This is a genomic window from Salmonella sp. 2018103, from assembly GCF_026247685.1.
In the GTDB taxonomy this organism is placed as follows: Bacteria; Pseudomonadota; Gammaproteobacteria; order Enterobacterales; family Enterobacteriaceae; genus Salmonella; species Salmonella enterica.
In genome coordinates this window covers 3,711,966-3,733,057 of record NZ_CP111029.1, presented here as the reverse complement: position 1 = coordinate 3,733,057, position 21,092 = coordinate 3,711,966, and the positions used below count along the sequence as shown (strand labels likewise).

Genomic DNA, 21,092 nt, shown 5'->3' with positions numbered 1-21,092 from the left:
ATGTCCCACAATTGACCGTAGCCTTCATTCGCAGAAAAGCACCTTATTTTGTGGGAGATAGCCTCACCGATAGCGTAACGTTTTGGGGAGTCTATGCAGTACTGGGGAAAGATAATTGGCGTCGCCGTAGCCCTGATGATGGGCGGCGGCTTTTGGGGCGTGGTCCTGGGTCTGCTGGTGGGCCATATGTTCGACAAAGCCCGCAGCCGAAAAATGGCGTGGTTTGCCAACCAGCGGGAACGGCAGGCGCTGTTTTTTGCCACCACCTTTGAGGTGATGGGCCACTTAACCAAATCAAAAGGACGGGTGACGGAAGCGGATATTCATATCGCCAGTCAGTTGATGGATCGCATGAATTTACACGGCGATTCACGTACTGCCGCGCAGAACGCCTTTCGGGTCGGAAAAGCGGATAATTACCCATTACGTGAAAAGATGCGGCAGTTTCGTAGCGTCTGCTTCGGGCGTTTTGATCTGATCCGGATGTTTCTGGAAATTCAGATCCAGGCGGCGTTTGCCGATGGCTCGCTGCACCCTAATGAGCGGGAAGTGCTGTATGTGATTGCGGAAGAGCTAGGTATTTCCCGCGTACAGTTCGATCAGTTTCTGCGCATGATGCAGGGCGGCGCGCAGTTTGGCGGTGGTTATCATCAACAGTCCGGCGGCGGCTGGCAGCAGGCGCAGCGCGGCCCGACGCTGGAAGATGCCTGTAATGTGCTGGGGGTTAAAACCACCGACGATGCAACCACCATTAAACGCGCTTATCGCAAACTGATGAGCGAGCATCATCCGGACAAACTGGTCGCGAAAGGTTTGCCGCCGGAAATGATGGAAATGGCGAAGCAAAAAGCGCAGGAAATTCAGAAAGCGTATGAGCTAATCAAAGAACAGAAAGGCTTCAAGTGATTGAATTGCCGGATGCGACTAGCGCCTTATCCAGCCTACGTTAATGAATGTAGGCCGGGCAAGCGAAGCGCCCCGGCATAAATTGGCTCAGAATTTAAAAATCTGCCGGGACTTTAAACGTCATGCTGTTACCGTAAGCGGGATGGGTAATGGTCAGCATTTCGGCGTGTAACTGCAAACGCGGCGCCAGCGACAACGCTTCCGGCGAGGCGTAAAACCGATCGCCTAAAATCGGGTGGCCTAACGCCAGCATATGCACACGAAGCTGATGTGAACGCCCGGTGATCGGTTTGAGCACCACGCGGGCGGTATTATCCGCCGCAAACTCCACCACGTTATATTCCGTTTGCGCCGGTTTGCCGGTTTCATAACATACTTTCTGCTTTGGCCGGTTCGGCCAGTCGCAGATGAGCGGTAAGTCGACCAGTCCTTCCGCCGGGGAGGGATGCCCCCATACGCGCGCCACATACTGCTTTTTCGGCTCACGTTCGCGGAACTGGCGTTTTAGCTCCCGCTCCGCGGCTTTGGTCAGCGCCACTACAATCACGCCGCTGGTGGCCATATCCAGACGATGCACCGATTCTGCCTGCGGGTAGTCGCGCTGGATACGCGTCATAATGCTGTCTTTGTGCGCTTCCAGACGCCCCGGCACGGACAACAGGCCGCTGGGCTTATTGACCACCATAATGTGCTCATCCTGATACAGGATAACCAGCCAGGGTTCCTGCGGCGGATTGTAGTTTTCCATCCCCATGTACGGCTCCGTTATTGGTGCGTGACGACGATAAGACGCAGCGCGTCCAGACGCCAGCCTGCCTGATTCAGGCTTTCCAGTACCTGCTGACGGTTACTGTCGATAGCGGCAAGTTCGTCGTCGCGAATGTTCGGGTTGACGGCGCGCAGCGCTTCCAGACGCGACAGTTCCCCGGACAGTTTTTCATCCGCCTCGCGACGCGCGTTATCAATCAGCGCTCTGGCGGACTTTTCAATCTGCGTCTCACCCAGTTGCAAAATGGCGTGGACGTCCTGTTGCACGGCGTTCACCAGTTTGCTGCCGGTGTGGCGATTCACGGCGCTGAGCTGGCGGTTGAAGGTTTCAAACTCGACCTGGGCGGCCAGATTGTTGCCGTTTTTATCTAACAGCATACGTACCGGCGTCGGCGGCAGGAAGCGGTTCAGTTGTAGCTGTTTCGGCGCCTGCGCTTCCACGACGTAAACCAGTTCGACCAGCAGCGTGCCGACGGGCAGCGCTTTATTTTTCAACAGCGAAATGGTGCTGCTGCCGGTATCGCCGGAGAGGATCAGATCCAGTCCGTTACGGATGAGCGGATGTTCCCAGGTAATAAACTGCGCATCTTCGCGAGACAGGGCTACGTCACGTTCAAACGTGATAGTACAGCCGTCTTCCGGCAGGCCGGGGAAATCCGGCACCAACATGTGGTCAGACGGCGTCAGCACGATCAGATTGTCGCCGCGATCGTCCTGGTTAATGCCGACGATATCGAACAGGTTCATGGCGAACGCGATCAGGTTGGTGTCGTCGTCCTGTTCTTCAATGCTTTGTGCGAGCTGTTGGGCTTTTTCTCCGCCGTTGGAGTGGATCTCCAGCAGGCGGTCGCGGCCCTGTTCTAACTGGGCTTTTAGCGCTTCATGCTGTTCGCGGCAGGATTTGATCAGATCGTCAAACCCGTCGGTTTCTTCAGGCGCGGCCAGATAGTTAATCAGACTGGCGTAGGCTGAATCATAAATCGCGCGACCGGTCGGGCAGGTGTGCTCAAAGGCGTCCAGCCCTTCGTGATACCAGCGAACCAGCACCGACTGGGCGGTTTTTTCCAGGTACGGGACGTGGATCTGGATATCATGCGCCTGGCCGATACGATCCAGACGACCAATACGCTGTTCCAGCAGATCCGGGTTAAACGGCAAGTCGAACATCACCAGATTGCTGGCAAACTGGAAGTTACGTCCTTCGGAGCCGATTTCAGAACATAACAGCACCTGCGCGCCGGTATCTTCTTCGGCGAACCAGGCGGCGGCGCGGTCGCGTTCGATAATCGACATGCCCTCATGGAACACGGCGGCGCGGATGCCTTCGCGTTCGCGCAGCACCTGCTCCAGCTGTAACGCGGTGGTCGCCTTAGCGCAGATCACCAGCACTTTTTGCGAACGATGGCTGGTCAGATAGCCCATTAGCCACTCAACGCGTGGGTCGAAGTTCCACCAGGTGCCGGTATCGCCTTCGAACTCCTGATAAATTTGTTCCGGATAGAGCATATCGCGGGCGCGATCTTCCGCGCTCTTACGCGCGCCCATAATGCCGGAGACCTTAATGGCGGTCTGATACTGGGTCGGCAGCGGTAGTTTTACCGTATGCAGTTCACGTTTCGGGAACCCCTTGACGCCGTTACGGGTGTTGCGGAACAGAACGCGGCTGGTGCCGTGGCGATCCATCAGCATCGACACCAGCTCATCACGGGCGGCCTGCGCGTCGTCGCGATCGCTATTAGCGGCCTGCAATAGCGGTTCAATATCCTGTTCGCCGATCAGATCGCCCAGCCTGTTCAGTTCGTCGTTGCTGAGTTTATTGCCCGCCAGCAGCATGGCCACCGCATCGGCGACAGGGCGGTAGTTTTTCTGTTCTTCGACAAACTGTTCGAAATCGTGGAAACGGTTCGGATCGAGCAGGCGCAGACGGGCGAAATGGCTTTCCATCCCCAGCTGTTCTGGCGTGGCGGTCAGCAGCAGCACGCCCGGTACACGTTCAGCTAATTGTTCGATGGCCATATATTCACGGCTCGGCGCATCGGTGCTCCACACCAGATGATGCGCTTCGTCGACCACCAGCAAATCCCACTCGGCGTCGCACAAATGTTCCAGACGCTGCTTATTACGGCGGGCGAAATCCAGCGAGCAGATCACCAGTTGTTCGGTTTCAAACGGGTTATACGCGTCGTGCTGCGCTTCGGTATAGCGTTCGTCATCGAACAGCGCGAAGCGCAGGTTGAAACGGCGCAGCATTTCTACCAGCCACTGGTGTTGCAGGGTTTCCGGAACGATGATCAATACGCGTTCCGCCGCGCCGGATAATAACTGTTGATGCAGAATCATCCCGGCTTCAATGGTTTTACCTAAGCCCACTTCATCCGCCAGCAGTACGCGCGGCGCATGGCGACGACCCACATCATGAGCGATATTAAGCTGATGCGGGATCAGGTTGGTCCGCTGACCGCGCAGGCCGCTGTATGGCATCCGGTACTGCTCGCTCTGAAATTTACGGGCGCGATAGCGCAGCGCGAACCGATCCATTCGATCGATTTGACCGGCGAACAGACGATCCTGGGGCTTACTGAAAACCAACTTGCTGTCGAGCAGAACTTCGCGCAGCGTCACATTGGTCTCTTCGGTATCCAGGCGGGTGCCGACATAAACAAGCAGGCCATTTTCTTCTTTTACTTCATCGATATGTAGCTGCCAGCCTTCATGGCTTGTAATCGTATCGCCAGGGTTGAACATGACGCGGGTCACGGGAGAATCACTACGCGCATACAGGCGGTTTTCCCCCGTGGACGGGAAAAGTAAGGTGACGGTTCGCGCATCCATCGCAACAACGGTTCCAAGTCCCAGCTCGCTTTCTGTATCGCTGATCCAGCGTTGACCAAGTGTAAAAGGCATATGTGTTCGGCTCTATATCTTTAATTGCAGGCATTACTCGCCATTCCCAGGCGACAGCACTGGATAATTGCGAGTATACGACCCCGCTACCAGGCTAATGTGGTAGTGGCGTTAATTAGGTCCAGGAATGGAAAGGGCGCTATGGTACTGGAAGGCGGCGCTTTCGTCACGCGTCAAAATAGCCCCAGTTGCCCGGTCAGTAGTGTAGCAAAATTATCTTCAACGAAGGGAAGAATTCCTTCCGCCACGGGTTGTAGCTGGCGGGTAAGATAGTGTTCGTAATCCAGCGGCGACTGCTGGTAATCCACGGGCTCGGGGCCGTTAACAGTCCAGACATATTTTATGGCGCCGCGATTCTGATACTGCGCCGGACGACCCCGCTTCAGGTTTTGTTCATCCGCCAACCGGGCGGCGCGAACGTGCGGCGGGATGTTACGTTGGTACTCATGTAAAGGGCGACGCAGACGCTTGCGATAAACCAGCTGCGCGTCCAGTTCGCCCGCCATCAGTTTATCAATAGTCTCGCGCACATAGTCTTGATAAGGTTCATTGCGAAAAACGCGCAGATACAGCTCCTGTTGAAAGCGCTGCGCCAGCGGCGTCCAGTCGGTCCGCACCGTTTCCAGGCCTTTAAATACCATGCGCTGGCTGTCGCCTTCCTGAATCAGGCCCGCGTAGCGTTTTTTACTGCCAGTATCCGCGCCGCGGATGGTCGGCATCAGAAAACGGCAAAAGTGGGTTTCAAACTCCAGCTCCAGCGCGCTGGTCAAATTTTGCTGTTGTAACGTCTGCGCCCACCATTCGTTCACGTGACGCACCAGCCTCTGCCCGATTTCCGCCGCGTCGGCTTCTGAATGCGCGCGCCGGAGCCAGACGAAAGTGGAATCGGTATCGCCATAAATTACGTTATAACCCTGCGCCTCAATCAGCGCTTTGGTCTGGCGCATAATCGCATGGCCGCGCATGGTGATTGACGACGCCAGACGGGGATCGAAAAAGCGACAGGCCGTGGTGCCGAGTACGCCATAAAAGGCGTTCATAATGATTTTAAGCGCCTGCGAGAGCGGTTTATTGCCCTGACGTTTGGCTTCATCGCGCCCGTGCCAGATTTGGCTAACAATTTCCGGCAGGCAGTGCTTTTCTCGTGAAAACCAGGCGTCAAGGAAACCTTCGGTACTGTGTTCCGGATCCGGCTGCGCCATGCCTTCGACCAGCCCGACGGGATCAATCAAAAACGTGCGGATAATCGACGGGTACAGGCTTTTATAATCCAGCACCAGTACTGAATCGTATAATCCGGGTTGTGAATCCATTACGTAGCCGCCGGGACTTGCCAGCGGCGGCACTTCGCCGAGATTGGGCGCGACATAGCCAGCGCGGTGCATTCGCGGAAAGTAAAGATGCCCGAATGCGGCGACCGAACCGCCGTGGCGATCGACCGGCAGGCCGTTGATCGTCGCGCGTTCCAGCAAAAACGGCATGATCTCGGTTTTATGGAAAATGCGCGTGACCAGCTCGCAGTCTTTCAGGTTGTAGGTGGCGAGGGCGGGTTTATCCTGGGCAAAGCGGCGATCGATCTCATCCATACGATCCCAGGGATTATCAATGGATTTTCCTTCGCCGAGCAGTTCCTGCGAGACGGCTTCCAGCGAAAAAGACGAAAAATTCCAGAACGCGGATTTAAGCGCGTCGATACCATCGATAATGACTCGCCCTCTGGCCTGGGCGAAAAAAACGCCGTTTTTGAAGCCATGTTCGCGCCACTCCAGTTCGCTATTGTCTCGCCCCAGCCGTAAAGGGATACGGTAGCGTTCGGCATGTTTTTGCAGCATACGCAGGTCGAACTGCACCACGTTCCAGCCGATGATGACGTCGGGATCATGTTCGGCAAACCAGGCGTTGAGTTTTTCCAGCAGCTGCGGGCGGCTGGCGACATACACAAGCTCGAAGTCCAGTTGGCGGTCATCGCCATTCGCCGGGCCCAGCATATAAACGGTACGCTGGCCGCAGCCTTCCAGACCAATGCAATACAGTTCGCCGTGTCGCGTGGTTTCGATATCCAGCGAGACCCATTTTAGCGGCGGTCGATAGTCGGGGTGGGGTTTAAGACGCGCATTGCGGATAACGCCGTTGCGCATCTCGCCGTCTACCCAAACGGGCGACGTAATAAAACGTTCCATCAGGTAACGTTCCGGCGGGCGTACATCCGCTTCATAAACGGTGACGCCGTTTTCGCGCAGCAGTTTCTCCATCCGCATAAGCTGGCGGTGAGTGCGGCAATACAGACCGGAGACCGGCTGACGATGAAAGTCTCGCAGCTGGAGCGGCGTCAGGCGATAGTCTTTTTCCGCCTGTAGCAGCGAGGCGGCGCGGGAGGTCTGGCTGGTCGGAATAAACGCCACGGACTCCTGCGGCGCCAGCGTCGCCTGCACAGGGCCGTTGTCTGTCGCCAGCCAGAAAGAGACCTCCGTTCCTTGCGGCGTATCCCGCCAGTGCCGGGTTAAAATGAAACCTGCCTGCGCCACGATGATTACCTGTCTAAAAAATTCACGCTAATTATAACCTGTTTTAGGGGGTGATACTGTTATTTTGTACAGGCATATAACGTAAAAGCCGATATCCGCTGTAATAAAAAGTTTCTCGCAGTAAGAAGCGGGTTTGCGCCCACCAGGATTTATAGCGGGTGGAGCGAGTGGGTGATGAGCGGCTATCGATACCATTATCCTGAGCGATAGTTTTCAGACGCAGCATATGCAGCGGATCGCTGACCAGTAACGCTGTGCGCCATTGTTGTTGCCGCTGTATCTGTTTTGCGTAACGAATATTTTCGCGCGTCACGGTAGAGCGCTCTTCAATAAAAATCGCCTTAGCCGGAATGCCTTTTTCCAGAACGTATTGACGGGCTATCGCCGCGTCGGAAACCGTTGCGCCAGCGCCGTAGCCGCCGGTTAATACCAACGCGCGGACAATGTGTTGTTGGTAAAGCCAGATGGCATGATCCAGTCTGGCCTGAAAAACGGGAGAAGGCGTTTTTCCGCTAACGCCTGCTCCTGCGACAATCGCGCAGTCAGCTACGCGCGTCTGGTCTTGCTGACTGAACTGATAAATAGCGATAGCGTTATTGATAAACACCGTGGCCATAATGAGAATTATGCCTGCCGCGATTCTGGTGATGTAGCGATATTTCATGAATGAGTTCGTGCCCCGTGACGGGTGTAATGAATATTTTAACGATAAAAGAACTTTTAGCGTCAGATATTTTTGCTGACGTGTATTTATCAATATAATGATGTCGGTGTAGACAGCTGATATAATTATCCTATAACTGCTAATTTTGAATCATGTTTATTTACAATTTTTATCCATAGGTTGGCTGTTTTGTGTCAAGTCTGTTTCCATACATTCAGTATTTTTCAGAATAGTGCTTGCTTGAATCTGTTACTTATTTCTCGGATTAACAAAAAAGCGATATTTTTTGTTTGTTTTAATTAATGAAAAGTGTAAGAATTTCATTTGAAACATCCGCACCGTCAGGTAGAAATATAATATTTCAATTGGCCGCTATGGTTAAATAAAAATGGATTACAGTGCGAATTCGTCGGGAACTCTCTGCATAATTTAATTTTTATTTTAGAATATAATTTTATTTTGACTTTCAGGTGCGGGTGTTTTTATCAAAATGTGTGGTATTCGGGAATTATCTTTTATGAATGTGAATATGCAGGCGTGTCCGGTAGGGAACGACCATTATCTTTTCGTCAATACTCAACGCGCTAACCCTTCCATAAAAACCGTGAGTCGATTTTTTGAGTATAAAACATGGACAGATCAGATTTGGCGTACCGAAATTATTGAAAACGGCAATGCTTTTTTTCACTGGCAAGGACACGACAGAAAAAACGGACATCGGGATACCATTATTAACTATCTGTTAAATGGGCAACGCTGGCAGTCAACAATCGAAGATTATATTTTCTTCCATGCGCTGGAAGGAAAAGTGTTGCAGGGACATTATGATAATATTATTGAATATGTGAGTTCTGATAATTACGTCTATCAAAGCGCATTTGCTGAATATATCACCGACCAGATTCATCAACGCGCCCCCAATGGGACGCGTTTTTAGAGGCATTACTGCCCGTAATAGGCTTTTGCGCCGTGTTTGCGTAGATAGTGTTTATCCAGAAGGGATTGCTGCATATCGGGCAACTGCGGCGCAAGCTGGCGGCAGAAGATCCCCATATAGGCCACTTCTTCCAGCACGATGGCGTTATGCACTGCATCCTCGGCATTTTTACCCCAGGCAAACGGGCCGTGCGAATGGACAAGCACGCCGGGCATTTGAGCGGCGTCAATACCTTGTTTTTCAAAGGCTTCAACAATGACATTGCCCGTTTCCCATTCATACTCGCCATTAATTTCCGCCTCGGTCATTTTGCGAGTGCAGGGAATCGTACCGTAGAAATAGTCGGCATGGGTGGTTCCCGTCGCCGGAATCGGCTGACCCGCCTGCGCCCAGATAGTCGCGTGGCGCGAATGGGTGTGTACGATGCCGCCGATAGTCGGAAATGCCTGATATAACAAACGGTGGGTTGGCGTATCGGACGACGGTTTCTTATGACCTTCAACGACTTCACCGCTCTCCAGACTGACCACCACCATATCCTCAGCGGTCATGACGCTATAATCGACGCCGGACGGCTTAATCACCAGTACGCCGCGTTCGCGATCGACGGCGCTAACGTTACCCCAGGTGAGGGTGACCAGGTTGTGTTTTGGCAGCGCCAGATTGGCTTCCAGTACCTGGCGTTTGAGATCTTCTAACATTGTTTTCTCCCTGCCGGATGGCGCTTCGCTTATCCGGCCTACGAGCGACGGTGTGCCGGATGGCGACACAAATGCCTTATTCGGCCTACAGGACCGTAGGCCCGGTAAACGCAGTGCCACCGGGCATTCAGACCCCACTTTTAGCGTTTTAAACCGTAATACACCTCGTTCCAGCGCAGCGCGTCCTTAAAGGCCGGCAGACGGGTATCGTTATCAATCACCGCGATTTCGATATCGTGTATTTCTGCGAACTGGCGCATATCGTTCAGATCCAGCGCGTGGCTGAAGACGGTATGGTGCGCGCCGCCAGCCAGAATCCACGCTTCGGAGGCGGTCGGCAGATCCGGCTGCGCCTTCCACAGCGCGTTAGCCACCGGCAGTTTCGGCAGGGAGTGCGGCGTTTTTACGGTGTCAATGCAGTTGACCAGCAGGCGATAACGATCGCCGAGGTCGATCAGGCTGGCGACGATCGCCGGGCCGGTTTGGGTATTGAAAATCAAACGCGCCGGATCTTCCTTGCCGCCAATGCCGAGGTGCTGGACGTCGAGGATCGGTTTCTCTTCCACCGCGATGGAGGGACACACCTCCAGCATGTGCGAGCCGAGCACCAGATCGTTGCCTTTCTCGAAGTGGTAGGTGTAATCCTCCATAAATGAGGTGCCGCCCTGCAGACCGGTTGACATCACTTTCATAATGCGAAGCAGAGCGGCGGTTTTCCAGTCGCCTTCGCCCGCAAAGCCGTAGCCCTGTTGCATAAGACGCTGTACGGCCAGACCCGGAAGCTGTTTCAGACCGTGTAAATCTTCAAAGGTAGTAGTGAATGCGTGGAAGCCGCCCTGTTCCAGGAAACGCTTCATACCGAGTTCAATACGCGCCGCTTCCCGCACGTTCTGGCGTTTATCGCCGTGGATCTGGGTGGCGGGCGTCAGGGTATAGCTGCTTTCATACTCGTCAATCAGAGCGTTGATATCGCCGTCGCTGATGGAGTTCACCACCTGCACCAGATCGCCGACCGCCCAGGTATTGACCGAAAAGCCAAATTTGATTTGCGCGGCCACTTTATCACCGTCAGTCACTGCGACTTCACGCATATTGTCGCCGAAGCGGCAGACTTTTAGCTGGCGGGTATCCTGTTTAGAGACCGCCTGGCGCATCCAGGCGCCGATACGCGTATGGGCCTCTTTATCCTGCCAGTGGCCAGTGACGACCGCGTGCTGCTGGCGCATCCGCGCACCGATGAAGCCGAACTCGCGGCCGCCGTGCGCAGTCTGGTTCAGGTTCATAAAGTCCATATCGATGCTGTCCCACGGCAGGGCGGCGTTAAATTGGGTATGGAATTGCAGTAGTGGTTTGTTAAGGATACTCAGCCCGTTGATCCACATTTTGGCCGGGGAGAAGGTGTGCAGCCAGACCACCAGCCCTGCGCAGCGATCGTCATAATTGGCGTCACGACAAATGGCGGTAATCTCATCCGGCGAGGTGCCCAGCGGTTTTAATACCAGTTTACATGGCAGTTTGGCTTCGGTATTCAGCGCGTTGACCACATGCTCGGCATGTTGAGTGACCTGACGCAGGGTTTCTGCGCCATACAAATGCTGGCTGCCAATCACAAACCATACTTCATAATTATCAAAAATCGTCATTGTCGTGTCCTTAATGAGTCAGGATTGCCTGATTGGCCGGGGTCGTTGGCGCCGGCGCGGCAGTCGGAAGATAATGTTGTTCTGCGCTTAGCGCCCACTGCTGGTAGCGGCGGTAAAGCTGTTCGAAGCGTTGCGCCTGTTCAGGGTGGGGGCGCAGAGTGCGTTCTACCGCGCTCGCCATGCTTTGCTGGGCGGCAGGAATATCGGTATGGACCTTCGCGGCAACGGCGGCAAAGATAGCGGCGCCTAATGCGCAACACTGGTCGGAAGCGATGATCTGCAACGGACGATTCAGTACGTCGCAGCAGACCTGCATAATGACCTGATTTTTACGGGCGATGCCGCCAAGCGCCATCACGTTATTGACCGCGATACCCTGATCGGTAAAACACTCCTGAATGGCGCGCGCGCCGAAGGCGGTCGAGGCGACCAGACCACCAAACAGCGCTGGCGCGTCGGTGGCGAGATTGAGATCGGTAATGACGCCTTTCAGACGCTGATTAGCGTTTGGCGTGCGGCGACCGTTAAACCAGTCGAGCACCACCGGCAGGTGATCCAGGGACGGATTTTTCGCCCAGGCGTCGGTGAGCGCTGGCAGTAGCTGCTTCTGGCTGGCGTTAATCTGGGTTTTCAGTTCCGGGTGCTGCGCGGCAAGTTGTTCCAGCGGCCAGCTCAACACGCGGCTAAACCAGGCGTAGATATCGCCGAAAGCAGATTGGCCCGCTTCCAGACCGATAAAGTTCGGCACCACGCTGCCGTCAACCTGACCGCAAATGCCTTTCACGGCGCGATCCCCGACGCTCTGTTTATCCGCAATCAGAATGTCGCAGGTAGACGTGCCGATGACTTTTACCAGCGTATTGGGCTGCGCGCCCGCGCCGACCGCGCCCATATGACAGTCGAACGCGCCGCCGGAAATCACTACGCTTTCCGGCAAGCCGAGGCGCTGCGCCCATTCGGCGCACAGGGTGCCCACGGGCAGATCGGCGGTGAAGGTTTCGCTAAATAACGGGTAGCGCAGATGACGGTTAATGCACGGATCGAGTTCATCAAAGAAGCTCGCGGGCGGCAGGCCGCCCCAGCTTTCATGCCACAGCGTTTTGTGCCCGGCGCTGCAGCGGCCACGGCGGATATCCTGCGGGCGAGTGGTGCCGGAAAGCAGCGCCGGCACCCAGTCACACAGTTCAATCCACGAGACGGCGGCCTGCGCGACGGCGCTATCCTGACGGGTGACGTGCAGAATCTTCGCCCAGAACCATTCGCTGGAGTAAATGCCGCCAATATAGCGCGAGTAGTCGACCTTGCCTGGCTTATGGCACAGACGAGTGATTTCGTCGGCCTCTTCCACCGCGGTGTGATCTTTCCACAGCACAAACATCGCATTCGGGTTCTCGGCGAACTCCGGACGCAGCGCCAGGACGTTACCGTCGGCGTCAATCGGCGCTGGCGTAGAGCCGGTGCTGTCAACGCCAATGCCAACGACATTTGCGCGTTGCGCGGCGCTTAGTTGTGCCAGAACGGCTTTCAGCGCGGTCTCCATTGACTCCATGTAGTCGCGCGGATGATGACGGAACTGGTTGTTCGGGCCGTCGCAATAACGGCCTTCTTGCCAGCGCGGATACCACTCTACACTGGTGGCGATCTCGTCGCCGGTGGCGCAGTCCACTGCCAGAGCGCGCACTGAATCACTGCCAAAATCGAGGCCAATTGCAATTGCCATCGTCTTACTCCATCCAGAAAAACAGGTATGGAGAAACAGTAGAGAGTCGCGGCAAAAACCGTCAGGCAGGATTCGCTAATCTTATGGACAAAAATGCTAATGCTTTGCAAAGTGTGACGCTGTGCAAATATTCAATGTGGACATTCCAGCCATAGTTATAGACACTTCTGTTACTTAATTTTATCGCCTGAACTGTACGCTTTTGTTACAAAGCGCTTTTCACAAGCGGGGTTGATACGTGCTTTCATCACGCACAAGGTCTTGCGGAGACGTAAGCACTGTCGTCCTGGTCAATATGGACAATTTGTTTCTTCTCTGAACATCGGGGGGTAGAGAAATCATGGCTGAAACGCAAAATGATCCGCTATTGCCGGGATATTCATTTAATGCCCATCTGGTCGCCGGACTGACGCCAATTGAAGCGAATGGATATCTGGATTTTTTTATCGATCGTCCGTTGGGCATGAAGGGATATATTCTTAACCTGACCATCCGCGGAGAGGGCGTCATTAATAATAATGGCGAGCAGTTTGTCTGTCGGCCTGGCGATATATTATTGTTTCCGCCGGGCGAGATTCATCACTATGGACGGCATCCGGACGCCAGCGAGTGGTATCACCAGTGGGTTTATTTCCGGCCTCGCGCCTACTGGCAGGAGTGGCTGACCTGGCCGACAATCTTTGCCCAGACAGGATTTTTCCGCCCGGACGAGGCGCGCCAGCCGCATTTCAGCGAACTGTTCGGGCAGATCATCAGCGCCGGGCAAGGGGAAGGCCGCTATTCTGAGCTACTGGCGATCAATCTGCTGGAGCAGTTGTTGCTCAGACGTATGGCGGTAATTAATGAGTCGTTGCATCCGCCGATGGATAGCCGTGTGCGCGATGCCTGCCAGTATATCAGCGACCATCTCGCGGACAGTCATTTTGATATCGCCAGCGTCGCCCAGCATGTCTGCCTGTCGCCCTCCCGGTTATCGCATCTGTTCCGCCAGCAGTTAGGCATTAGCGTATTGAGCTGGCGCGAAGATCAGCGTATCAGCCAGGCGAAACTTCTGCTTAGCACTACGCGAATGCCGATAGCGTCCGTTGGGCGCAATGTTGGATTTGACGATCAGCTCTATTTTTCGCGGGTATTTAAAAAATGCACCGGGGCAAGTCCTAGCGAGTTCAGGGCCGGATGTGAATAAAAAGTGAATGATGTGTCCACAAAGATGTCATAAGCCGTAACTATTCGGATAATTGACGGCTTGACGAAGGGGGACGGGGTAAGCAGAATCCCTGCTTCATCACGCTGACGGACACACTATGCAAGCACTGCTGGAACACTTTATCACCCAATCCACTCTGTATTCGCTTATCGCCGTGTTGCTGGTCGCCTTCCTGGAATCTCTGGCGCTGGTGGGGTTGATTTTACCCGGTACGGTACTGATGGCGGGGCTGGGCGCGCTTATCGGCAGCGGCGAGCTCAATTTTTGGCATGCCTGGCTGGTGGGTATTATCGGCTGTCTGATGGGCGACTGGATTTCGTTCTGGCTGGGGTGGCGCTTTAAAAAGCCGCTACACCGCTGGTCTTTTATGAAAAAGAACAAGTCGCTGCTGGATAAAACCGAACACGCGCTGCATCAGCACAGTATGTTCACGATCCTGGTCGGACGTTTTGTCGGCCCGACGAGGCCGCTGGTACCGATGGTGGCAGGGATGCTGGATCTTCCCGTGGCGAAATTTATTGGGCCGAACTTGATTGGCTGTTTGCTGTGGCCGCCGTTTTATTTCCTGCCGGGCATTCTGGCGGGAGCGGCAATCGATATTCCTTCCGATATGCAGAGCGGAGATTTCAAATGGCTGCTGTTGGCGACGGCGTTGCTGCTGTGGGTCGGAGGCTGGCTATGCTGGCGGCTGTGGCGCAGCGGCAAAGCGGCAGTCGATCGTTTAACCGCGTATTTCCCCCGCAGCCGTTTGCTGTATCTGGCGCCGTTGACGCTCGGGATCGGCGTGGTCGCGCTGGTGGTGCTGATTCGCCACCCGCTGATGCCGGTATATATCGATATTCTGCGCAAAGTTGTGGGTTACTAACGATTCCTTTGCCGGATGGCGGCTTCGCCTTATCCGGCCTACAAAATATGGGATTTGATGCCCAATAGCGCTGAGGCGCTGGCTTGACCGCTTAGTAGCTCGTCTGTTTTGCCTTGCCACGCGATACGCCCGTCGGCGACGACGATTGACCGGGGCGCAATTCGCGCCGCATCTTCCACGCTGTGCGAGACCATCAACAGCGTGAGCTGTCGCTCGCGGCAGATATCGCTGACCAACGTCAGCATCTCCTGGCGCAGCGCGGGATCGAGCGCGGAGAACGGTTCATCCAGCAGCAGTACCGGCTGTTCACGTACCAGGCAGCGCGCCAGCGCTACCCGCTGACGCTGGCCGCCGGACAGTTCGCCCGGTAAACGCGCCATCAGACTCTCAATGCCCATCTGACGTGCGATAGCGTCCCGTTTTTCCCGCTGGCTGGCGTTGAGCGTTAACCCGGGGTTTAGCCCCAGACCGATATTTTGCTGCACATTCAGGTGGCTGAATAAATTATTCTCCTGAAACAGCATTGAGACCGGACGGCGTGAGGGCGGCGTAAGCGTATGATCTTCGCCGGCAATCAGTAGCGTACCGCTGGCAGGTGCAAGAAAACCGGCAATTAAATTCAACAACGTGCTTTTTCCCGCGCCGCTGGGGCCAAGAATCGCCACCTGCTCGCCGCGTTCTACCGCCAGCGTAAAACGCATCGGCAAATGATGGTAAAGCCAGGTGATATCAATCAGTTTTAGCATGTCGGCCCGGTAGTTTCTCTATGAGGGTAAATAACGTAAAGCAGAGCAGCAGCAGTATCAGCGCGGTCACCGCGCCGTCCTGGCTGCGGTAGGAGCCGATCTGCTGATACAGATAAAACGGCAGCGTGCGGAAATTGTCATTGCCGAAAAGCGCGACGACGCCAAAATCACCGATAGAAAGTACGCAGGCAAACGCCAGCGCCTGTGCCAGCGGACGTTTCAGCGCCCGCAGTTCCACGACCTTTAACCGCGACCAGCCTTCAATTCCTAATGACTGGCACAGCATTCCATAACGGGCGGTAATATCGCGCATTGGGTTTTCCAGGACTTTTAGCGCGTAGGGGATTGCCATCAGCGCATTGGTGAAAATCACGATGCCGTCGGCGGATTCCGGTAAGCCAACGCTGTTATTGAGCAGTAAAAAGAAGCCTGTCGCCAGCACGATCCCCGGCATCGCGAGGATCAACATCCCGCTGAGTTCCAGCGTTTGTCCGGCGAATAGTTGCTGGCGTTGGCGTAGCTCGCGGCTACTCCACAGCAGCATCATGGTCAGCACCACACACAGAACGCCCGCCGCCAGCGCAATGCGTAGCGATGTCCAGACAGCCTGCCACAGAATGGGTTGCGCCAGCACCTCCGGCAGGCTGCGGTTGACGCCATCGACCACCACGGCGACCAGCGGCGGAAGCAGCAGCAGCAGCGCCAGCACGATTAATAAGGCGTCCGTCAGACGGCTGTGGAGACGATCGTCAGGATCGCGCCAGCCCTGCGTCAGCGTCATCCCCGGCGCAATCGCTTTGCTCAGCCGTTGGCTTAGTAGTACCAGCGCCAGGCAGCAGACCATCTGGATTAATGCCAGCATCGCCGCGCGGGCAGGATCGTAGTCATAACTAAGCGCCTGAAAGATAGCCAGTTCGATAGTGGTGGCCTGCGGACCGCCGCCGAGCGACAGAACCGTTGCGAAACTGGCGAAGCAGAGCATAAAAATCAGCGCCGCGACGGGCGGAATTTGGCGGCGCAGCCACGGCCATTCGACAAAACGGAAAAAATGCCAGCCGCGCATACCGAGCTGGGCGGCGAGCTGGCGCTGCTCGCCGGGAATGCTTTCCAACGATTGCAGCAACAAACGGCTCGCCATTGGCAGATTAAAAAAGACGTGCGCCAGTAAAATGCCCTGCAAGCCGTAGGGGGAGAATGTCCACTGAAGCCCCAGCATCTGCCACAGCGAGGCCAGCCAGCCCTGACGGCCATACACGCTAAGAATACCGAACACGGCAACCAGTACCGGCAGAATCAGCGTCATGGCGCACAGACGCAGCAGCGCCAGACGTCCAGGAAAACGGCGTCGATAAAGCGCGCGGGCGAGAAAAACCGCCGGGACCACAGACAGCACTGCGGACAGAAACGCCTGCCAGAATGAGAAGCGCACCACATGCCACAGGTAGCTATCCCGCCAGATTGTCGACCACGCGCCCGCCGGCGCGTTCAGCCAAAGCGCCAGAAAGGCTGCCAGCGAGACGGTTATCATCAGCGCAGCGGCGCACAGCCCCGGAATCAGCCAGCCGGGAATTAACGGCTGACGGCGCGTTGCCATTCGCTAATCCATGCCTGGCGTTGTGCTGCCACTTGTTGCGGCGTGAATTCCAGCGTTGTGGAGGGTTTTGCCAATGATTCAAACCCTGCGGGTAAGGCGACGTCCGCTACCGGGTACATCCAGTTGCCGGTGGGTATGGCGTTCTGAAACGCCGGAGAAACCATAAATTTGAGGAATTTCTCCGCCAGTTCCGGCTGCTTACTGGCGACGGTACGCGCCGCGACTTCTACCTGTAAGTAATGGCCTTCGCTGAAGTTCGCGGCGGCGTAATTGTCCTTCTTCTCTTCAATAATGTGATACGCTGGAGAGGTGGTGTAACTGAGCACCAAATCGCTTTCACCTTTCAGAAATAAACCGTAGGCCTCGCTCCAGCCTTTCGTCACCGTCACCGTTTTGGCCGCCAGTTTTTGCCAGGCCTGCGGCGCGTTATCGCCATAGACTTTGCGCATCCACAGTAATAGCCCCAGCCCTGGCGTACTGGTACGCGGATCCTGATAAATCACCCGCCATTTTTGATCGCTCTCGACCAGTTCTTTCAGGCTTTTCGGCGGATTTTTCAGCTTGCTTTTATCGTAGACAAAGGCGAAATAGCCGTAATCGAACGGCACAAATGTGTCGTTTTTCCAGCCGCCGGGCACCTTGACCGCTTCATTCGCCACGCCGCTTTTGGCAAAAAGTTTAGTTTGCGTGGCCGCTTCCAGCAGATTATTGTCCAGCCCCAACACCACATCGGCTTTGCTGTTCTTCCCCTCCATCCGCAGGCGGTTGAGCAGTGAAACGCCATCCTCCAGCGCCACCAGTTTCAGCTCGCAGTTGCAATCGGCTTCAAACGCTTTTTTCACCGCCGGGCCTGGCCCCCAGTCGGCGGCGAACGAGTCGTAGGTATAGACGGTGAGAACGGGTTTGGCGAAAGCAGGCGCCGCGCACAGGAGTAAAAGCGGAAGATATTTTTTTAACACTTTGCACCTCAGTTAAAGAGTGGCAAAGGACTTGAGAGGTAACCTCAAATCCCTTCGCCGGCATTATCCGGATCAGGTTCGACGAGTATTTTCTCAGCGCGCGCATGAGCGCGGCACCCCGTTGAGTTCGGCGTTAGTGTAGTGATTTTGTTGCCGGGCAGCAATTAAGAGCTGGCTTTTAAGGGTCCGGCGGCGCAAACCACGCCGATTTAAAATCAAACCAGCCGAGGGTATTCATGCGCAGCCCGCGCATACTGCGCTGTCCCTGGATAATCAGCCAGTGGTGGATCAACGGCACAATCGCTTTGTTGGTCAGCAGCTGCTGGCACCAGTTCGCCAGGTTCATCTCGCCAGCGCGCCACTGCGTGGCGTCGCCCTGCCAGTCGCGCGGAATGCAGTTCTGCAAGAGCGGTACTTCGCACAGGTGCGCGAACAGCGAGAAATCCAGCGGCAGCGTAAAGTTAGCGCTATTGAGCCAGATATCGCTTTCGATGTCGCCGGCGTGCCATTGATCGTAGTCGATCTCCTGAATATGCAGATGCACCTGATGTTCAGCCAGAAGCGCGCTCATGATACGGGCGATAACCCGGTGCTCAATGTGTTCGCGATAGAAGGTCAGCGTGAGGGTTTCCAGCCCGGCGGGTTTTTCGCCCGGGCCTGGACGGGCGTGATGCCAGCGCGGTAAAAGCCCATAGGCCGGGAACCAGAGCTGCTGTAGCGGTTCATCGGCATGATAGAGTAAATTGGTAGGGGAGAGGACGTGGCTTACCCATTCTCTGACCTGCGGATGCGCGCCGCGCGGCGTTCTGGCGTCGAATAGCAGGTAATAGCACCCCTCTTCCAGTCGGCTTTCTATCGCTTTTTCACCGCCTTGTATCGGCCCTTCCAGCATCAAGCCGCAGGCCGGTTCTTCACTGATATCCGGCAGTACCCAGACGTTCACTTCGTCTATCAACGCCCGATAGCCGAAGTAATCATCAAAGGCGAGTATCTTGAGTTGGTTCGGCGTATTACGCCGCACGGCATAAGGCCCGGTGCCGATAGGGTGGCTGGCGAAATTAGCCAGCGTTTCCCACTCCCGCGGCAAAATCATCGCCGGGACCTGGCCCAGCAGCCACGGCAACCAGCGATCCGGCTGGGAAAGATGTATATCCAGCGTCCACGCGGTAGGGGAATCTATTTTTGTGATGTGCGAGTAAAGCGGAAGCGTATTGATACGCGTCAGCGAGGCGATGACATCTTCCATCTCCAGCTCGCGGCCATGATGAAAATGAATGCCGGGGCGCAGGTAGAAGCGCCACAGTAAAGGGGAAATTTGCTGCCAGTGGTGCGCAATGTCCGCTTCCAGTTCCCCGTTTTCCTCATTTACCCGCGTGAGCGAACTGAAAATTTGCCGGGCAATATGAGTTTCCGAGCGACGTAATGCGGTTCCCGGCAGGAGATTGTGCATCGGACGATAGTAAAGAACCCGCAGAATATGCCGCCCCTGGCGGAAGCTGCGTCCCAGATGGGAAATCAGCATTTGCCTGACAGCGCTTTTATCGCCGACCAGTTGTACCAGTTGATCGATTCGATCTTGTTCCAGCAGGTCTTCCGCCCGCTGCTGTTGCAGCGCCAGTCCGGTATACAGGAACGTCAGACGCGAACGCTTTCCGCGTCCAACTTCGGCTTCCCATGTTAGCCAACCGCGCGCCTGCATCGTATTTAGCAGCGTACGCATATGGCGACGCGAACAGTTCAGCAGATCCGCCAGCTCATTAAGCGTGGTGTCTTGCGTTTTACCGTCACAACATTGCCAGAGACGGATAAATTGTTGTTGCAGGCGACCTGAGGGCATAAAAGGGGAACTCCGATGAAAAACTCAGCAATTTTATTATCCCTATATTAGGCCAATAATATCTTTCGATGAAGCAAGAGGAAGAGGTCACTATGCACCAGTTCTGGTTGAGATATTTTGCCGCGACGGAAAAAACGTCCTGGCTGGCTTGCCTGAGTGCGCCGCAGCGCTTAAAAATGCTCGCGGAACTGATGCAGTGGGAGGCGACCGATTGAAGCCAATTGCAGACATCATGTGTGACTGAGTATTGGTGTAGGCGATAGCCTAAAATCACCCGCCAGCAGATAATACCTGCTGGCTTTTTTTATTTCGGCTGTTTCTGTGGTCACGCAGGTGGTGACCGGGCGAGTAAAAATCGTATAAAAAATGCCGGAATATCCCCGGCATGAGCGACTGATGAGTAACCCGGAGCTTGATGGCGCTACGCTTATCAGGCCTACAGAATATAATGGCAACCGGGTGATATTGCATAACCTGTAGGCCCGGTAAGGCGTGAAGGGTTACCGCATAAATGCCGGTTGTTTATTTTCGTAGGCGGCAATCGCGTCTTCGTGCTGCAGCGTCAGCCCAATGCTGTCCAGACCGTTCAACATGCAGTGGCGGCGGAAGTCGTCGATTTTAAAGCTGTAGGTCTTATCGCCTGCTTTCACCACCTGTGCTTCCAGATCCACTTCAAATTTAATGCCCGGATTGGCTTTCACCAGGGCAAACAGCTCATCGACCTGTGCGTCGCTCAGGGTTACCGGCAGCAGTTGATTATTGAAACTGTTGCCGTAGAAGATGTCGGCGAAGCTTGGCGCGATCACCACTTTAAAGCCGTAATCGGTCAACGCCCACGGCGCGTGCTCGCGTGACGAGCCGCAGCCAAAGTTTTCCCGCGCCAGCAGTATCGACGCGCCTTGATATTCCGGAAAGTTCAACACGAATTCCGGATTTGGCTGTTGGCCCTTTTCGTCCAGGAAACGCCAGTCGTTAAACAGATGGGCGCCAAAACCGGTGCGCGTAACCTTTTGCAAAAACTGTTTAGGGATAATTGCATCGGTATCGACGTTGGCGGCATCCAGTGGGACAACCAGGCCGGTATGCTGGGTAAATTTCTCTGCCATGGTAGTTTCC

Annotated in this window: 17 protein-coding genes and 1 riboswitch; of the genes, 5 read left to right on the top strand and 12 right to left on the bottom strand. The window is 55.1% G+C overall.

Annotated elements, in window-relative coordinates; translation table 11 throughout:
• Nucleotides 1–93 precede the first annotated feature (93 nt).
• Entirely contained in the window at nucleotides 94–906 is an 813-nt protein-coding gene (gene djlA, locus OLG56_RS18070; protein WP_001200595.1) for a co-chaperone DjlA, read from the top strand.
• 94 nt (nucleotides 907–1,000) lie between these two features.
• Here the strand turns inward: djlA and rluA are convergent, their stop codons facing one another.
• The 4 genes from rluA to OLG56_RS18050 form a co-directional block, all read right to left on the bottom strand.
• Nucleotides 1,001–1,660, bottom strand: a complete 660-nt coding sequence (gene rluA / locus OLG56_RS18065; protein WP_000525196.1) for a bifunctional tRNA pseudouridine(32) synthase/23S rRNA pseudouridine(746) synthase RluA — start codon at nucleotides 1,658–1,660, stop codon at nucleotides 1,001–1,003.
• 11 nt (nucleotides 1,661–1,671) lie between these two features.
• A complete protein-coding gene (gene rapA / locus OLG56_RS18060; RefSeq protein ID WP_001116966.1) occupies nucleotides 1,672–4,578 on the bottom strand; it encodes an RNA polymerase-associated protein RapA in 2,907 nt (968 codons plus the stop codon).
• Nucleotides 4,579–4,751: 173 nt separating this feature from the next.
• A complete protein-coding gene (polB, locus tag OLG56_RS18055; RefSeq protein ID WP_079900452.1) occupies nucleotides 4,752–7,103 on the bottom strand; it encodes a DNA polymerase II in 2,352 nt (783 codons plus the stop codon).
• A gap of 43 nt (nucleotides 7,104–7,146) precedes the next feature.
• Complete coding sequence (locus tag OLG56_RS18050; RefSeq protein ID WP_023229211.1) at nucleotides 7,147–7,767, bottom strand: YdcF family protein; 621 nt, start codon at nucleotides 7,765–7,767, stop codon at nucleotides 7,147–7,149.
• 517 nt (nucleotides 7,768–8,284) lie between these two features.
• Between OLG56_RS18050 and OLG56_RS18045 the strand changes: the two genes are divergently transcribed.
• Nucleotides 8,285–8,704: a DUF4751 family protein gene (locus OLG56_RS18045; RefSeq protein WP_058214643.1), complete on the top strand. Its 420-nt coding sequence runs from the start codon at nucleotides 8,285–8,287 to the stop codon at nucleotides 8,702–8,704.
• 5 nt (nucleotides 8,705–8,709) lie between these two features.
• Here OLG56_RS18045 and araD read toward each other — a convergent pair whose 3' ends face one another.
• The 3 genes from araD to araB form a co-directional block, all read right to left on the bottom strand.
• Nucleotides 8,710–9,405 carry an L-ribulose-5-phosphate 4-epimerase gene (gene araD, locus OLG56_RS18040; protein WP_000888689.1) on the bottom strand — a complete coding sequence of 232 codons (696 nt, stop codon included), beginning with the start codon at nucleotides 9,403–9,405 and terminating at the stop codon, nucleotides 8,710–8,712.
• Between the two features lie 140 nt (nucleotides 9,406–9,545).
• Nucleotides 9,546–11,048, bottom strand: coding sequence for an L-arabinose isomerase (gene araA, locus OLG56_RS18035; RefSeq protein ID WP_052934887.1), 1,503 nt, complete (start codon nucleotides 11,046–11,048; stop codon nucleotides 9,546–9,548).
• Nucleotides 11,049–11,058: 10 nt separating this feature from the next.
• Nucleotides 11,059–12,768: a ribulokinase gene (gene araB, locus OLG56_RS18030; protein WP_061377109.1), complete on the bottom strand. Its 1,710-nt coding sequence runs from the start codon at nucleotides 12,766–12,768 to the stop codon at nucleotides 11,059–11,061.
• Nucleotides 12,769–13,108: 340 nt separating this feature from the next.
• On the opposite strand from araB, the gene araC reads away from it, so the two are divergent.
• Nucleotides 13,109–13,954: an arabinose operon transcriptional regulator AraC gene (gene araC, locus OLG56_RS18025; RefSeq protein WP_000852385.1), complete on the top strand. Its 846-nt coding sequence runs from the start codon at nucleotides 13,109–13,111 to the stop codon at nucleotides 13,952–13,954.
• Nucleotides 13,955–14,072: 118 nt separating this feature from the next.
• Nucleotides 14,073–14,840 carry a DedA family protein gene (locus OLG56_RS18020; protein WP_061377108.1) on the top strand — a complete coding sequence of 256 codons (768 nt, stop codon included), beginning with the start codon at nucleotides 14,073–14,075 and terminating at the stop codon, nucleotides 14,838–14,840.
• Between the two features lie 38 nt (nucleotides 14,841–14,878).
• Here OLG56_RS18020 and thiQ read toward each other — a convergent pair whose 3' ends face one another.
• The 4 genes from thiQ to sgrR form a co-directional block, all read right to left on the bottom strand.
• Nucleotides 14,879–15,586: a thiamine ABC transporter ATP-binding protein ThiQ gene (thiQ, locus tag OLG56_RS18015; RefSeq protein ID WP_000915973.1), complete on the bottom strand. Its 708-nt coding sequence runs from the start codon at nucleotides 15,584–15,586 to the stop codon at nucleotides 14,879–14,881.
• Nucleotides 15,570–17,180, bottom strand: coding sequence for a thiamine/thiamine pyrophosphate ABC transporter permease ThiP (thiP, locus tag OLG56_RS18010; RefSeq protein WP_079900451.1), 1,611 nt, complete (start codon nucleotides 17,178–17,180; stop codon nucleotides 15,570–15,572). Before thiP ends, thiQ begins: the two co-directional genes overlap by 17 nt.
• Nucleotides 17,156–18,139, bottom strand: a complete 984-nt coding sequence (gene thiB, locus OLG56_RS18005; protein WP_001642471.1) for a thiamine ABC transporter substrate binding subunit — start codon at nucleotides 18,137–18,139, stop codon at nucleotides 17,156–17,158. Before thiB ends, thiP begins: the two co-directional genes overlap by 25 nt.
• 31 nt (nucleotides 18,140–18,170) lie before the next feature.
• A riboswitch (TPP riboswitch) is annotated at nucleotides 18,171–18,270 on the bottom strand.
• A 47-nt stretch (nucleotides 18,271–18,317) separates the two neighbouring features.
• A complete protein-coding gene (gene sgrR, locus OLG56_RS18000) occupies nucleotides 18,318–19,976 on the bottom strand; it encodes an HTH-type transcriptional regulator SgrR (RefSeq protein ID WP_079900450.1) in 1,659 nt (552 codons plus the stop codon).
• Between the two features lie 92 nt (nucleotides 19,977–20,068).
• On the opposite strand from sgrR, the gene sgrT reads away from it, so the two are divergent.
• Nucleotides 20,069–20,191, top strand: a complete 123-nt coding sequence (sgrT, locus tag OLG56_RS17995) for a glucose uptake inhibitor SgrT (RefSeq protein ID WP_000553886.1) — start codon at nucleotides 20,069–20,071, stop codon at nucleotides 20,189–20,191.
• 285 nt (nucleotides 20,192–20,476) lie between these two features.
• Here the strand turns inward: sgrT and leuD are convergent, their stop codons facing one another.
• A complete protein-coding gene (gene leuD, locus OLG56_RS17990) occupies nucleotides 20,477–21,082 on the bottom strand; it encodes a 3-isopropylmalate dehydratase small subunit (protein WP_000818267.1) in 606 nt (201 codons plus the stop codon).
• Nucleotides 21,083–21,092 lie beyond the last annotated feature (10 nt).